At 36.1% G+C, this 14421-nt stretch carries 15 protein-coding genes; 13 read left to right on the top strand and 2 right to left on the bottom strand.

Annotated elements, in window-relative coordinates; all coding sequences use genetic code 11:
* Positions 1 to 2: 2 nt before the first annotated feature.
* Together recF and yaaA are read right to left on the bottom strand one after the other, a co-directional pair.
* Positions 3 to 1100, bottom strand: coding sequence for a DNA replication/repair protein RecF (gene recF / locus KB197_RS10410; protein WP_212573915.1), 1098 nt, complete (start codon positions 1098 to 1100; stop codon positions 3 to 5).
* 2 nt (positions 1101 to 1102) lie between these two features.
* Entirely contained in the window at positions 1103 to 1471 is a 369-nt protein-coding gene (gene yaaA, locus KB197_RS10405; protein WP_000455896.1) for a S4 domain-containing protein YaaA, read from the bottom strand.
* A 158-nt stretch (positions 1472 to 1629) separates the two neighbouring features.
* Between yaaA and yfmF the strand changes: the two genes are divergently transcribed.
* From yfmF to tsf, 13 genes are all read left to right on the top strand, one after another.
* Complete coding sequence (gene yfmF, locus KB197_RS10400; protein WP_212573916.1) at positions 1630 to 2880, top strand: EF-P 5-aminopentanol modification-associated protein YfmF; 1251 nt, start codon at positions 1630 to 1632, stop codon at positions 2878 to 2880.
* On the top strand, positions 2877 to 4160 hold the full coding sequence (yfmH, locus tag KB197_RS10395) for an EF-P 5-aminopentanol modification-associated protein YfmH (protein ID WP_064276833.1): 1284 nt from the start codon (positions 2877 to 2879) through the stop codon (positions 4158 to 4160). Before yfmF ends, yfmH begins: the two co-directional genes overlap by 4 nt.
* Positions 4161 to 4201: 41 nt before the next feature.
* A complete protein-coding gene (rodZ, locus tag KB197_RS10390) occupies positions 4202 to 5032 on the top strand; it encodes a cytoskeleton protein RodZ (RefSeq protein WP_049487620.1) in 831 nt (276 codons plus the stop codon).
* 10 nt (positions 5033 to 5042) lie between these two features.
* On the top strand, positions 5043 to 5588 hold the full coding sequence (gene pgsA / locus KB197_RS10385) for a CDP-diacylglycerol--glycerol-3-phosphate 3-phosphatidyltransferase (protein WP_061864819.1): 546 nt from the start codon (positions 5043 to 5045) through the stop codon (positions 5586 to 5588).
* Complete coding sequence (locus KB197_RS10380; protein WP_061864818.1) at positions 5585 to 6412, top strand: energy-coupling factor ABC transporter ATP-binding protein; 828 nt, start codon at positions 5585 to 5587, stop codon at positions 6410 to 6412. Before pgsA ends, KB197_RS10380 begins: the two co-directional genes overlap by 4 nt.
* On the top strand, positions 6397 to 7236 hold the full coding sequence (locus KB197_RS10375; RefSeq protein WP_000510424.1) for an energy-coupling factor transporter ATPase: 840 nt from the start codon (positions 6397 to 6399) through the stop codon (positions 7234 to 7236). Before KB197_RS10380 ends, KB197_RS10375 begins: the two co-directional genes overlap by 16 nt.
* Positions 7229 to 8023, top strand: coding sequence for an energy-coupling factor transporter transmembrane component T family protein (locus KB197_RS10370; RefSeq protein WP_084862621.1), 795 nt, complete (start codon positions 7229 to 7231; stop codon positions 8021 to 8023). Before KB197_RS10375 ends, KB197_RS10370 begins: the two co-directional genes overlap by 8 nt.
* 58 nt (positions 8024 to 8081) lie before the next feature.
* Positions 8082 to 8900, top strand: coding sequence for a rod shape-determining protein MreC (mreC, locus tag KB197_RS10365; RefSeq protein WP_212573917.1), 819 nt, complete (start codon positions 8082 to 8084; stop codon positions 8898 to 8900).
* Entirely contained in the window at positions 8900 to 9394 is a 495-nt protein-coding gene (gene mreD, locus KB197_RS10360) for a rod shape-determining protein MreD (protein ID WP_061864816.1), read from the top strand. The genes mreC and mreD overlap by 1 nt, the downstream gene beginning before the upstream one ends.
* Positions 9395 to 9487: 93 nt before the next feature.
* Positions 9488 to 10726, top strand: coding sequence for a peptidoglycan hydrolase PcsB (gene pcsB / locus KB197_RS10355; protein WP_064276830.1), 1239 nt, complete (start codon positions 9488 to 9490; stop codon positions 10724 to 10726).
* Positions 10727 to 10932: 206 nt separating this feature from the next.
* Positions 10933 to 12144 (top strand): aminoacyltransferase, encoded by a 1212-nt coding sequence (locus tag KB197_RS10350; protein ID WP_064276860.1) that lies wholly within the window; start codon positions 10933 to 10935, stop codon positions 12142 to 12144.
* A gap of 356 nt (positions 12145 to 12500) precedes the next feature.
* On the top strand, positions 12501 to 13280 hold the full coding sequence (rpsB, locus tag KB197_RS10345) for a 30S ribosomal protein S2 (RefSeq protein ID WP_000268459.1): 780 nt from the start codon (positions 12501 to 12503) through the stop codon (positions 13278 to 13280).
* A 78-nt stretch (positions 13281 to 13358) separates the two neighbouring features.
* A complete protein-coding gene (gene tsf, locus KB197_RS10340; RefSeq protein ID WP_064276829.1) occupies positions 13359 to 14399 on the top strand; it encodes a translation elongation factor Ts in 1041 nt (346 codons plus the stop codon).
* Positions 14400 to 14421: the final 22 nt, after the last annotated feature.

Genomic DNA, 14421 nt, shown 5'->3' with positions numbered 1-14421 from the left:
TGTCAAGTTTTATTTACAATAACTTTACCATCTTGAATAGTGAAAATACTTAGATTTTCTGGTAGATTTTGAAGATGATCTATGCTTGTTGTTGTGATAAAGGTTTGGATTGAATGAGAAATCGTTTCTAATAATTTTAGTTGTCTAGTGTTGTCAAGTTCGCTCATAACATCGTCAAGTAATAATATCGGAGATTCTGTAGTAATACTTTCCATTAATTCGATTTCTGCTAATTTTATCGAGAGGACGAGACTACGATGTTGGCCTTGACTTCCGAAACTAGCATCCATCCCATTTATATAAAAAGAAATGTCATCTCGATGAGGCCCAACACCAGTATTCTTTTTAAATAAATCTCTGGACCTACTTTTTTCTAAAGCAATTTTGAAAGATTCTGATAAGTCTTCTTTTTCAGTTGACTTTACAGAAGATTGATAGGATATTGACAACTCTTCAATCTGATTAGAAAGTTCAAAATGTTTCTTACGACCAAAATGCTCTAGTTTTTTTATAAAATCTAAGCGGTGATTCATTACACGACATCCATAATCGACTAGCTGATCATCTAGTACTGAAAGGAAGGTTTCATCTATTTTTTGAGCTGATTTTAAATAGGTATTTCTTTGCTTAAGAATATGGTTATAATTGGTTAAATCTGATAAATAGATTGGCTTAATTTGCCCAAGCTCCATATCAATAAATTTTCGTCGAACTGAAGGTGCTCCTTTAATTAGTTGTAAATCTTCAGGAGCAAATAAGACAACATTCATGTGTCCTACATAATCTGAAAGGCGTGCCTGTTTTAAATGATTAACTTTTGTCACACGGCCTTTTTGTGTTAGTTCTATTTCTAGGGGAATGGATCCAGTTTTTTTCTGAACTAGACCTGAAAGATGAAGTTGTTCCTCATCAAAATGAATGAGATTTTTATCTGTTCGAGTTCGATGACTACGAGTTAAGGCTAAAAAATAGATAGCCTCTAGTATATTTGTTTTTCCTTGAGCATTGCGTCCTAAAAAGATATTTAATTTAGGATTAAAGTCTATTTTCGTCTCTTTGTAGTTACGAAAAGTTTTGAGAGATAGGTGTTGTAGCCACATGATTATCTACCAGGGAATCGTGGAGCTTGTTTGCTTTTAGGTGATGAAGTAGGTTTCGATTTGTCTCTTTTAAATCCCTTATTCATCTCTTTGACAAGTTTAGCGATCCGTTCTTTTTCAACTTTATCAGCTTGATATTCCTCTTGCTCCTCAGAAGTAGGTTGTGTCAATAAGATGTCAATATTCATGTCAGGTATGTCAATTTTATCACCAATGCGAAGTTTTTTACCACGACGACTCTCTAATTCCCCATTAAAGTAAACAGAATGTTCAGAGAGAAATGATTTGATAGCTCCTCCGCTATGTGTAATTCCAAGTTCTTTGAGTAGTGCTTGGAGGGTAATAAATTCTTCAAATAATTTGTATTCCATAATTCACCTCAATCTTTGGTATTATACCATATTTTCCTAAAAATAGTGAGAGAAACAGGGAGAAATGTAAGCGATTTTTATTTCAAAAGTGTTACAGGGAACAAGAAAATTTCAGGTTTTCGTGATATAATAGAAGTCTGTATATGAGGAGGTAAATCATGGAGTTAGTGCATGGAATTTCAACACATTTTATCCAATCAAAGAAGTTTAAAACGAACAAAATTACCGTGCGTTTTACCTCTCCATTATCTCTTGATACGATTACAGGTCGCATGTTGAGTGCGAGTATGCTAGAAACGTCCAACCAGATGTACCCCACTTCTCAAGCTTTGAGAAGACACTTGGCCAGTCTATATGGTACAGATATGTCAACCAATTGTTTTAGAAGAGGGCAAAGTCATATTGTAGAATTGATATTTACCTATGTTCGTGATGAGTTTTTAAGTAGGAAAAATGTGCTAACTTCTCAGGTTTTGGAACTTGTAAAAGAAACTCTTTTTTCACCCGTAGTAGTTGATAATGGGTTTGATTCGGCTTTATTTGAAATTGAGAAAAAACAATTGCTAGCAAGTTTAGCAGCTGATATGGATGATTCTTTTTATTTTTCACATAAAGAATTAGATAAGTTGTTTTTTTATGATGAACGTCTCAAATTGGAATATAGTGATTTACGAAATCGTATTTTAGCTGAAACTCCACAAAGTTCTTATTCTTGTTTCCAAGAATTTTTGGCCAATGATCGAATAGATTTCTTTTTCCTAGGTGATTTTAATGAGGTCGAAATTCAAAATGTATTAGAATCATTTGCCTTTAAAGGTCGAAAAGGAGATGTGAAGGTTCAGTATTGTCAACCTTATTCCAATATCCTACAAGAAGGTATGGTTCGGAAAAATGTGGGACAATCCATTTTGGAATTAGGTTATCATTGCCCTTCTGAATATGGTGATGAGCAACATTTACCCATGATTGTAATGAATGGTTTACTTGGTGGATTTGCTCACTCTAAACTATTTACGAATGTCCGTGAAAATGCTGGATTGGCTTATACTATTTCAAGTCAGCTTGATTTATTTAGTGGATTCTTGAGGATGTATGCTGGTATCGATCGAGAAAATCGGAACCAGGCTCGTAAAATGATGAATAATCAACTGCTTGATTTAAAAAAAGGTTATTTTACAGAGCTTGAGCTAGAGCAGACCAAGGAAATGATTCGTCGGTCTCTGTTACTTTCTCAAGATAATCAAAGTTCATTGATTGAACGTGCTTATCAAAATGCCTTACTTGGAAAATCTTCAGCAGACTTTAAAGATTGGATTGCAAAACTCGAGCAAGTTGACAAAGATGCTATTTGTAGAGCAGCTAATAATGTCAAACTACAGGCGATTTACTTTATGGAAGGAATAGAATGACAAAGGTTGTTTTTGGAGAGAAGTACTATCCAGCTGTAAAAGAAATGGTTTATCGAACTCGTTTAGCAAACGGATTGACAGTTGCTCTTTTGCCTAAAAAGGAATTTAAAGAGGTTTACGGGAGTGTAACTGTACAGTTTGGTTCGGTAGATACGCTTGTCACAGAAGTTGACGGAGATGTAAAACAATATCCTGAAGGAATTGCTCATTTTCTTGAACATAAATTGTTTGAGAGAGAAGATGCTAGCGATTTGATGTCGGCTTTTACGAGTCTAGGTGCAGATAGTAATGCCTTTACAAGCTTTACAAAAACAAGTTATCTTTTTTCAGCAACGGATCATTTTTTAGACAATTTAGACTTACTTGATGAATTGGTAACATCAGCACACTATACTGAAGGTTCCATTTTAAGAGAGCAGGATATTATCCAGCAAGAACGAGAAATGTATCAAGATGATCCAGATTCGTGTTTATTCTTTTCAACTTTAGCGAATTTGTATCCAGGCACACCTTTAGCAACGGATATAGTTGGCAGTGAGGAGTCCATTTCCCAAATCAATCTAACTAATTTGCAAGAAAATTTTACAAGATTTTACAAACCTGTAAACATGTCTCTGTTTTTAGTTGGTAATTTTGATGTGGATCAAGTACAGGACTACTTTGAAAGAAAAGAACTGGAAGATTTAGATGTTAAGGAAGTGGCAAGAGAAAAGCTTGTTTTACAAGATGTAAAGCAAACAGACAGTATGAGAATGGAAGTATCTTCTCCCAAACTAGCGATTGGAGTTAGAGGTAAGCGAGAAGTTGCTGAAGCGGATTGCTATCGATATCATATTTTATTAAAATTATTGTTTGCAATGATGTTTGGTTGGACTTCGGATCGTTTTCAGAAATTATATGAATCAGGTAAAATTGATGCGTCCTTATCTCTGGAAGTTGAAGTAACAAGTCGCTTTCATTTTGTTATGTTGACAATGGATACAAAAGAGCCAGTTGCTTTATCTCATCAGTTTAGGAAGGCTATTCGTAATTTTACAAAGGATTCAGATATTACAGAGGATCATTTAGATATTATAAAAAGAGAAATGTTTGGAGAATTTTTCAGTAGCATGAACTCTCTTGAATTTATTGCAATGCAATATGATGCTTTTGGACAAGGTGAGACAATCTTTGATTTGCCGAAAATTTTACAGGAAATTACTTTAGAGGATGTCCTTGATGCTGGACATCATTTAATAGATGATGGTGACATAGTTGATTTTACAATATTCCCATCGTAGAAACCTATCATAATCGATACTAGAAAGAAGGAATGACAAGTATGAGGAAAAAAACAATTGGTGAGGTTTTACGTTTAGCTAGAACCAACCAAGGGTTGACTTTAGAAGAATTACATAAAAAAACAGAAATTCAGTTGGATATGTTGGAAGCAATGGAAGCTGATGATTTTGATCAACTTCCTAGTCCATTTTATACTCGTTCTTTTTTGAGAAAGTATGCGTGGGCAGTTGAACTTGATGAGAGAATTGTCTTGGATGCTTATGATTCTGGGAGCATGATTACTTATGAGGAAGTAGATGTTGATGAAGAGGAGTTGACAGGTAGGAGACGTTCAAGTAAGAAAAATAAGACATCATTTTTACCTTTATTTTATTTTATACTCTTTGCCCTATCGATTGTCATTTTTGTGACTTATTATGTTTGGAATTATATTCAGACTCAACCGGAGCGTTCATCTGCGTCTAGTTATAGTGTAGTCCAAGCAACAAGCTCGACTAGTTCTGCAACTCCATCTTCAACTAGTAGTGGTTCATCAAGTAGCTCTTCGAATATTGAACCAGTTATAAGTGTATCAGGTGAAGGAAATTATGTAGAAATCGCTTATAAAACAAGTAAGGAAACCGCAAAATTGCAATTATCGGTTTCAGATGCTAGAAGTTGGGTTAGTGTTTCAGAAAGTGAGCTTGAGGGTGGTGTGACCTTATCACCGGATAATAAAAGTGCAGAAACAACAGTTTCAACAAAAAATCCTGTGACCATTACTTTAGGTGTTGTCAAAGGTGTTGCTTTAACAGTAGATAATCAGACTGTCGATTTATCGAAATTAACAGCTCAAACTGGACAAATAACTGTAACCTTTACTAGAAATTAAGGAAAAACGAATGAAAAAAGAACAAATTCCCAATCTCTTGACAATAGGTCGAATTCTCTTTATACCTATTTTTATCTTTATTTTAACGATAGGAAATTCGCTAGAAAGTCATATAGTAGCAGCTATTATATTTGCTATTGCCAGTATTACCGACTATTTAGATGGATATTTAGCTCGTAAATGGAATGTGGTCAGTAATTTTGGCAAATTTGCAGATCCTATGGCGGATAAGTTACTAGTTATGTCTGCTTTTATTATGCTGATTGAGTTAGGTATGGCTCCAGCTTGGATTGTTGCAGTGATCATCTGTCGTGAGTTGGCAGTGACAGGTTTAAGGCTTTTATTGGTTGAAACTGGTGGGACAGTTTTAGCAGCAGCAATGCCTGGAAAAATTAAAACTTTCAGCCAGATGTTTGCGATTATTTTCTTGCTATTACATTGGATTTTTCTTGGTCAAATTCTACTTTATGTAGCCTTGTTTTTCACTATCTACTCTGGCTATGATTATTTCAAGGGTAGTGCCTATGTATTTAAAGGGACATTTGGTTCGAAATGAAATCAGTAGTTGATGTAAAAAATCTTTCTTTTCGTTATAAGGAAAGTCAGGAATACTATGATGTGAAGGATATTACGTTTCACGTGAAACGTGGAGAATGGCTTTCGATTGTAGGGCATAATGGTAGTGGTAAATCAACGACGGTTCGCTTAATTGATGGCTTACTGGAAGCAGAATCCGGAGAGATTGTAATTGATGACCAACGGCTGACTGAGGAAAATGTTTGGAATATACGTCGTCAAATCGGTATGGTTTTTCAAAATCCAGACAATCAATTTGTTGGAGCGACTGTTGAAGATGATGTTGCCTTTGGTTTGGAAAATCAGGGACTTTCTCGTCAAGAAATGAAAAAGAGAGTGGAAGAAGCTCTGGATTTGGTTGGCATGTTGGACTTTAAAAAGAGAGAACCAGCGCGTCTATCAGGTGGCCAAAAGCAACGTGTGGCTATTGCTGGTGTTGTAGCCCTAAGACCAGCTATTTTAATCTTAGATGAAGCAACGAGTATGTTGGATCCTGAGGGACGTAGAGAACTAATTGAGACAGTAAAAGGAATTCGAAAAGACTATGATATGACGGTCATTTCCATTACACATGATTTGGAAGAAGTTGCCATGAGTGATCGTGTGTTGATCATGAAAAAAGGGTCAATTGAATCAACTAGTAGTCCAAGGGAGCTTTTCTCTCGAAATGATTTGGATCAAATTGGATTAGACGATCCTTTTGCTAATCAATTAAAATATTCTTTGAGCCAGAATGGCTATGATTTGCCTGAAAATTATTTGACAGAAAGTGAGCTAGAGGATAAGCTATGGGAATTGCTCTAGAAAATGTGAGTTTTACGTATCAAGAAGGGACTCCCTTAGCCTCAACAGCTTTGTCGGATGTTTCCTTGACGATTGAAGATGGTTCTTATACGGCTTTAATTGGGCACACAGGTAGCGGCAAATCGACTATTTTACAACTCTTAAATGGTTTATTGGTGCCAAGTCAAGGAAGTGTACGAGTTTTTGATACCTTAATCACTTCGACGTCTAAAAATAAAGATATTCGTCAAATTAGAAAACAGGTTGGCTTGGTATTTCAGTTTGCTGAAAATCAGATCTTTGAAGAAACGGTTTTGAAGGATGTTGCTTTTGGACCGCAAAATTTTGGAGTTTCTGAAGAAGATGCGGAGCAGATTGCGCGTGAGAAACTGGCTCTGGTTGGAATTGATGAATCACTTTTTGATCGTAGCCCGTTTGAGCTGTCAGGTGGACAAATGAGACGTGTGGCCATTGCAGGTATACTTGCCATGGAGCCAGCTATATTAGTCTTAGATGAACCCACAGCAGGCCTGGATCCTCTGGGAAGAAAAGAGTTGATGAATTTGTTCAAAAAGCTCCATCAGTCAGGGATGACCATCGTCTTAGTAACACATTTGATGGATGATGTTGCTGAATATGCGAACCAGGTATATGTGATGGAAAAGGGACGTTTAGTTAAGTTTGGTAAACCGAGTGATGTCTTTCAAGATGTTGTTTTTATGGAAGAAGTTCAGTTGGGAGTACCTAAAATTACAGCTTTTTGTAAACGATTGGCTGATAGAGGCGTGTCATTTAAACGATTACCGATTAAGATAGAGGAGTTCAAGGAGTCGCTAAATGGATAGTATGATTTTGGGGCGTTATATCCCAGGGGATTCGATAGTTCACCGATTGGATCCACGTAGCAAATTACTGGCTATGATGCTACTGATTTTGATCGTTTTTTGGGCTAATAATCCCTTGACGAATCTGATTCTTTTTATAGCGACAGGGATCTTTATTGCCTTGTCAGGAGTATCTCTTTCATTTTTTATTCAGGGCTTGAAGTCTATGTTTTTCTTGATTGCCTTCACAACTATTTTTCAACTGTTTTTCATTTCTAATGGGAATGTTTTATTTGAGTTTTCGTTTGTGAGAATCACGGATTATGCTTTGCAACAAGCTGGGATTATTTTTTGTCGCTTCGTATTGATTATTTTCTTTTCAACTTTGTTAACCTTAACTACCATGCCCTTAAGTTTGGCATCAGCTGTCGAAGCTTTATTAGCACCTTTAAAGCGTGTGAAAGTTCCAGTTCATGAAATTGGATTGATGCTATCTATGAGTTTGCGTTTTGTTCCGACCTTAATGGATGATACGACGCGGATTATGAACGCACAGAAAGCGCGTGGAGTGGATTTTGGTGAAGGAAGCATTGTTCAAAAGGTGAAGGCGATGATTCCCATTTTGATTCCTCTTTTTGCGACAAGTTTAAAACGTGCAGATTCCTTGGCTATCGCTATGGAAGCGCGTGGTTATCAGGGGGGAAAATGCAGAAGTCAATACCGACAACTGAAATGGACTAGAAAGGATACGCTGACCATTCTTGTTATTATCGTACTTGGTTGTTGCTTATTTTTCTTAAAATCTTAGTAGCTTTCAGGAATTGATAAAAAATTACTGTAACAGTTTTTGATATGAAGGTAGGGATATGAACCGTTTTAAAAAATCAAAATATGTCATTATTGTTTTTGTCACTGTTTTGCTTGTGTCAGCTCTCTTAGCGACGACTTATTCAAGTACAATTGTGACAAAATTAGGAGATGGAATCTCATTGGTTGATAGAGTTGTTCAAAAACCTTTTCAGTGGTTTGATTCTGTCAAATCAGATTTGGCTCATTTGACACGAACATATGATGAAAATGAAAGTTTGAAGAAACAGATTTACCAATTAGAAGTTAAATCAAATGAGGCGGAAAGTTTAAAGACGGAAAATGAACAACTGCGCCAATTGCTTGATATGAAGTCCAAGTTGCAAGCCACAAAGACTTTGGCAGCAGATGTTATTATGCGTTCTCCGGTATCTTGGAAGCAGGAGTTGACCTTAGATGCAGGTAAATCAAAAGGGGCTTCTGAGAATATGTTAGCAATTGCAAATGGTGGCTTGATTGGGAGTGTCTCAAAAGTAGAGGAGAACTCTACTATGGTCAACCTTTTGACAAATACGGAAAATGCTGATAAGATTTCTGTTAAAATTCAACATGGTTCTACTACAATTTATGGGATTATTGTTGGCTATAACAAAGAAAATGAAGTTCTTAAAATTAGCCAATTAAATAGTAATAGCGATATTAGTGCGGGAGATAAGGTGACAACTGGTGGATTAGGAAACTTTAATGTTGCTGATATTCCTGTTGGTGAAGTGGTTGCCACAACGCATAGTACGGACTATTTGATACGAGAAGTAACTGTTAAATTGAGTGCAGATACTCATAATGTGAGTGTGATAGAATTAGTGGGGAATTCATAATGAGACAGTTGAAGCGAGTTGGAGTATTTTTATTGCTTCCTTTCTTTGTTCTAATTGATGCCCATATTAGTCAGCTTTTGGGCTCATTATTTCCCCATGTACAGTTGGCTAGTCATTTTCTATTTTTGTTTCTCTTATTTGAGACGATTGAAGTATCAGAGTACTTCTACTTAGCTTATTGTTTTGTAGTGGGTTTGGTCTATGACATCTACTTTTTCCACTTGATAGGGATTGCGACTTTGTTATTCGTCTTATTGGGGGCATTTCTCCATAAATTTAATAGCGTTATTTTATTGAATCGTTGGACGAGAATGTTGGCAATTATTGTCATGACTTTTCTATTTGAGATGGGAGCTTATATACTTGCAATAGTGGTAGGTTTAACTGTGGATAGTATGTCTTTATTTATAGTCTATAGTTTAGTACCATCAATGATTTTGAACCTTATATGGATGATTATTTTTCAGTTTATTTTTGAAAAGATTTACCTATAAGAAAGAAATAAAAATGTAACAAAGGCGTAATATTCATTAGGCCTTTTTTTGGTATACTAGTAATGTCTTTAAAAGAAGGAGTATCTACGAAATATGAAGAAAAAAATCTTAGCGTCACTTTTACTAAGTACAGTAATGGTTTCTCAAGCAGCTGTTTTAACAACTGCGCATGCAGAAACGACTGATGACAAAATTGCTGCTCAAGATAATAAAATTAGTAACTTAACAGCACAACAACAAGAAGCCCAAAAACAAGTTGATCAAGTTCAGGAGCAAGTATCTGCTATTCAAACAGAGCAATCAAACTTGCAATCTGAAAATGATAGACTACAAGAAGAATCTAAAAAGCTTGAGGGTGAAATTACAGAACTTTCTAAGAATATTGTATCTCGCAATGATTCATTACAAAAACAAGCTCGTAGTGCTCAAACAAATGGAGCTGCAACAAATTACATTAATACAATTGTAAACTCAAAATCAATTACAGAAGCTATTTCACGTGTTGCTGCAATGAGTGAAATCGTATCTGCAAACAACAAAATGTTGGAACAACAAAAAGCAGATAAAAAAGCTATTTCTGAAAAACAAGTAGCAAACAATGATGCAATTAATACAGTTATTGCAAATCAGCAAAAACTAGCTGATGATGCTCAATCATTAACTACAAAACAAGCTGAGTTGAAAGCTGCAGAATTGAATCTTGCTGCTGAAAAGGCTACTGCAGAAGATGAAAAAGCAAGTTTACTTGAGAAAAAAGCTGCAGCAGAAGCAGAAGCTAAAGCAGCTGCAGAAGCAGAAGTAGCTTATAAAGCTAAACAAGCAAGTCAACAACAAAAAGTCGTTGCTTCTGGAAATACAACTTTTACAGCAGAAGTTCAAGCAGTATCAACTACTTCTTCGTCATCTAGTTCGTCTGAATCATCTTCAAGTAGTGCTTCAGCGGAATCAACAAGCTATACTCCTGCACCAGTGAAACAACATCCGACATACAGTACAAATGCATCAAGCTATCCTGTAGGTCAATGTACATGGGGAGTAAAAACTTTAGCACCATGGGCTGGTGATTACTGGGGTAATGGCGGTCAATGGGCTGCAAGTGCAGCAGCTGCAGGTTTCCGTACAGGTTCTACACCACAAGTTGGCGCGATTGCATGTTGGGATGATGGAGGATACGGTCACGTAGCAGTTGTTACAGCAGTTGAATCATCAACTCGTATTCAAGTTTCTGAGTGTAACTATGATGGTAGTGGAACTCAACCAATCGGAAATTATCGTGGATGGTTTAATCCGACAGCATCAAGAGGTACTGTAAGATACATTTATCCAAACTAATATACTGATTATTACTATACAAAGGGTGAGATCTTATTAATCTCACCCTTTGTATAGTGCTGGAAAAATTAATTTCATTATATAATTACTTGAACTTATTTTCTATTTTTATAATTATTTAATTAAAGTAAAATGAAACGTAGAGATATAGTACGAGTGTAGCATGTTAATAAAAAATGGTTTCTAAGGGAGTCGGTGTTGAAGTTATGTTTAGGTATAAAATAAATGTTGATGCTAAAGAGTGGGATTTATTTTTAGAAAATCATCCTCAAGGAAATTTATTGCAGAGTAGTGATTGGTCCAAGATAAAGGATACTTGGGGGAACGAGAGAGTTGGCTTTTATAAAGATAATCAATTAGTTGGAGTAGCAAATATCTTAATTCAGCCGCTACCATTAGGACTTTCTATGTTTTATATTCCACGAGGTCCAGTAATTGACTATGAAGATAAAGAACTTCTAAAATTTGTTCTTTTAACGTTGAAAAAACTTGCTAAAAAAAGCCATGCAATAATGGTTAAATTTGACCCAAGTTTATTTATAAGTAGAGGTCTTATTGACCAAGAAACTGTCCAAAATTCTATGACTTTAGCAATTGTCGAAGAACTGAAAAAAAATAAAGTTTATTGGACAGGCTTAACAAAGGATATGGCAGAAAATATACAACCACGTTTTCAAGCGAATATTCATAAAGAAAATTTCTCACTGGATCAACTTTCTAAGTCTACTAGACAGGCCATCCGAACTGCAAGAAATAAAGGATTAGAAGTAAAATTTGGTGGACTTGATTTATTAGATGACTTTTCATTTTTAATGAAGAAAACAGAGTCTCGTAAGAATATCAGTTTACGAGGCAAAGATTATTATCAGAAGTTACTGGATACTTATCCTGATCACTCCTTTATCACACTGAGCTTTTTAAATCTACCTAATAGACTGAAAGAAGTTGAGCAACAATTCGAAAAGAATCTAAAAACAGAGCAGAAGTTTACAGATAAAACGAAAGAAGGTAAAATAAAAGAGAATCAGCAAGAGAGAAAACGATTAAAGGAAGAAATTTCTTTTCTTAAGAACCATATTGACAGAGGGGATAGTATTGTCCCATTGTCTGGTACTTTAACTATCGAATTTGGGAAAACTTCTGAGAACTTATATGCTGGAATGAATGAAGAATTTAGACACTATCAACCTGCTATTCCTACATGGTTTGAGACAGCACAACATTCTTTTGAACGAGGGGCTGAGACTCATAATATGGGTGGAATTGAAAACAATTTAGAGGGTGGGTTAATTAGCTTTAAATCCAAGTTTAATCCCACTATCGAGGAATTTGCTGGTGAGTTTAATTATCCAACTAGTTCATTATATTTTTTGTTTAATCTAGCTTATAAAATTCGTAAGAAACTTAGAAGTAGATAAGACAAACTAATTATTTTGCCACTATATTAAATTTAAAAAAATTTAGCTATTAGAGCATCTCAGCAGTATATGTTGGGATGTTTTAAATTTAGAGTTTTTATTAGTAATTTAATGCTAACTTCCCAAACTAATTTCCACTTTGGCCATCCAAGTGGAAATTAGTTTGGGAAGTTAGCAGAAATTATCTACTTTAAAAATCTACTAAAATGGCTTGAAAATATTGAAAAAGTATGGTAAAATGAAACTTGTCGTGTGAACGATAATACTCATTCTTGATGAATTGTGAAACAGTTGCCTTTGGGTCGTTTTGCGAGTTGAAGTCAAGAAGAGGAAAAAAACAAAAAGGAGAAATACTCATGGCAGTAATTTCAATGAAACAACTTCTTGAGGCTGGTGTACACTTTGGTCACCAAACTCGTCGCTGGAACCCTAAGATGGCTAAGTACATCTTCACTGAGCGTAACGGAATCCACGTTATTGACTTGCAACAAACTGTAAAATACGCTGATCAAGCATATGACTTCATGCGTGATGCAGCAGCTAACGATGCAGTTGTATTGTTTGTTGGTACTAAGAAACAAGCAGCTGACGCAGTTGCTGAAGAAGCAGTACGTTCAGGTCAATACTTCATCAACCACCGTTGGTTGGGTGGAACTCTTACAAACTGGGGAACAATCCAAAAACGTATCGCTCGTTTGAAAGAAATCAAACGTATGGAAGAAGATGGAACTTTCGAAGTTCTTCCTAAGAAAGAAGTTGCACTTCTTAACAAACAACGTGCACGTCTTGAAAAATTCTTGGGTGGTATCGAAGATATGCCTCGTATCCCAGATGTTATGTACGTAGTTGACCCACATAAAGAGCAAATTGCTGTTAAAGAAGCTAAGAAATTGGGAATCCCAGTTGTAGCGATGGTTGACACAAATACTGATCCAGATGATATCGATGTAATCATCCCAGCTAACGATGACGCTATCCGCGCTGTTAAATTGATCACAGCTAAATTGGCTGACGCTATCATCGAAGGACGTCAAGGTGAAGATGCAGCAGCAGTTGAAGCAGAATTTGCAGCTTCAGAAGCTCAAGCAGATTCAATCGAAGAAATCGTTGAAGTTGTAGAAGGCGACAACGCTTAATTCATATAATTAGTAATTACCTAGGAGGGCGGGGCTTAGCCCGGCTCTCCTATTTTTAAAAAATATAGGAGAATCAAAATGGCAGAAATTACAGCTAAACTTGTAAAAGAGTTGCGTGAAAAATCTGGTGCCGGAGTTATGGACGCTAAAAAAGCGCTTGTAGAAACAGACGGTGACATCGAAAAAGCGATTGAATTGCTTCGTGAAAAAGGTATGGCTAAGGCAGCTAAGAAGGCTGACCGTGTTGCTGCAGAAGGTTTGACTGGTGTTTACGTTAACGGTAATGTTGCAGCAGTTATTGAAGTAAACGCTGAAACTGACTTCGTTGCGAAAAATGCTCAATTCGTTGAATTGGTAAATACTACAGCTAAAGTTATTGCTGAAGGAAAACCTGCTAATAATGAAGAAGCACTTGCTTTGACAATGCCTTCAGGTGAAACTCTTGAAGCTGCATACGTATCTGCAACAGCAACTATCGGAGAAAAAATCTCATTCCGTCGCTTTGCATTAATTGAAAAAACAGACGCACAACACTTTGGAGCATACCAACATAACGGTGGACGTATCGGTGTTATCTCTGTTATTGAAGGTGGAGATGAAGCACTTGCTAAACAAATCTCAATGCATATTGCTGCGATGAAACCAACAGTTCTTTCATACAAAGAATTGGATGAGCAATTTGTTAAAGATGAGTTGGCTCAATTGAACCACGTAATCGACCAAGATAACGAAAGCCGTGCAATGGTTAACAAACCAGCTCTTCCACACTTGAAGTATGGATCAAAAGCACAATTGACTGATGAAGTTATCGCTCAAGCTGAAGCTGACATTAAAGCAGAGTTGGCTGCAGAAGGTAAACCAGAAAAAATCTGGGACAAAATCATCCCAGGTAAAATGGATCGCTTCATGCTTGACAACACTAAAGTTGACCAAGCTTACACACTTCTTGCACAAGTATACATCATGGATGACAGCAAGACAGTTGAAGCATATCTTGAATCAGTTAACGCTTCAGTAGTTGAGTTCGCTCGCTTTGAAGTTGGTGAAGGTATCGAAAAAGCTGCAAATGACTTCGAAGCTGAAGTTGCAGCTACAATGGCAGCAGCCTTGAATAACTAATAATAAAAAGGAAGCAAAATTG

Origin of the sequence: Streptococcus sp. 11-4097 (assembly GCF_018215285.2) — a bacterium.
GTDB lineage: Bacteria > Bacillota > Bacilli > Lactobacillales > Streptococcaceae > Streptococcus.
Note: the sequence above shows the minus strand (reverse complement) of the source record. Positions and strands in the feature narration are given on the sequence as shown.

Excerpts from the sequence above, each read along its gene's own strand:
- recF (WP_212573915.1), bottom strand. The coding sequence starts at position 1,100 with ATGTGGCTACAACACCTATCTCTCAAAACTTTTCGTAACTACAAAGAG.
- yaaA (WP_000455896.1), bottom strand. The coding sequence starts at position 1,471 with ATGGAATACAAATTATTTGAAGAATTTATTACCCTCCAAGCACTACTC.
- yfmF (WP_212573916.1), top strand. The coding sequence starts at position 1,630 with ATGGAGTTAGTGCATGGAATTTCAACACATTTTATCCAATCAAAGAAG.
- yfmH (WP_064276833.1), top strand. The coding sequence starts at position 2,877 with ATGACAAAGGTTGTTTTTGGAGAGAAGTACTATCCAGCTGTAAAAGAA.
- rodZ (WP_049487620.1), top strand. The coding sequence starts at position 4,202 with ATGAGGAAAAAAACAATTGGTGAGGTTTTACGTTTAGCTAGAACCAAC.
- pgsA (WP_061864819.1), top strand. The coding sequence starts at position 5,043 with ATGAAAAAAGAACAAATTCCCAATCTCTTGACAATAGGTCGAATTCTC.
- KB197_RS10380 (WP_061864818.1), top strand. The coding sequence starts at position 5,585 with ATGAAATCAGTAGTTGATGTAAAAAATCTTTCTTTTCGTTATAAGGAA.
- KB197_RS10375 (WP_000510424.1), top strand. The coding sequence starts at position 6,397 with ATGGGAATTGCTCTAGAAAATGTGAGTTTTACGTATCAAGAAGGGACT.
- KB197_RS10370 (WP_084862621.1), top strand. The coding sequence starts at position 7,229 with ATGGATAGTATGATTTTGGGGCGTTATATCCCAGGGGATTCGATAGTT.
- mreC (WP_212573917.1), top strand. The coding sequence starts at position 8,082 with ATGAACCGTTTTAAAAAATCAAAATATGTCATTATTGTTTTTGTCACT.
- mreD (WP_061864816.1), top strand. The coding sequence starts at position 8,900 with ATGAGACAGTTGAAGCGAGTTGGAGTATTTTTATTGCTTCCTTTCTTT.
- pcsB (WP_064276830.1), top strand. The coding sequence starts at position 9,488 with ATGAAGAAAAAAATCTTAGCGTCACTTTTACTAAGTACAGTAATGGTT.
- KB197_RS10350 (WP_064276860.1), top strand. The coding sequence starts at position 10,933 with ATGTTTAGGTATAAAATAAATGTTGATGCTAAAGAGTGGGATTTATTT.
- rpsB (WP_000268459.1), top strand. The coding sequence starts at position 12,501 with ATGGCAGTAATTTCAATGAAACAACTTCTTGAGGCTGGTGTACACTTT.
- tsf (WP_064276829.1), top strand. The coding sequence starts at position 13,359 with ATGGCAGAAATTACAGCTAAACTTGTAAAAGAGTTGCGTGAAAAATCT.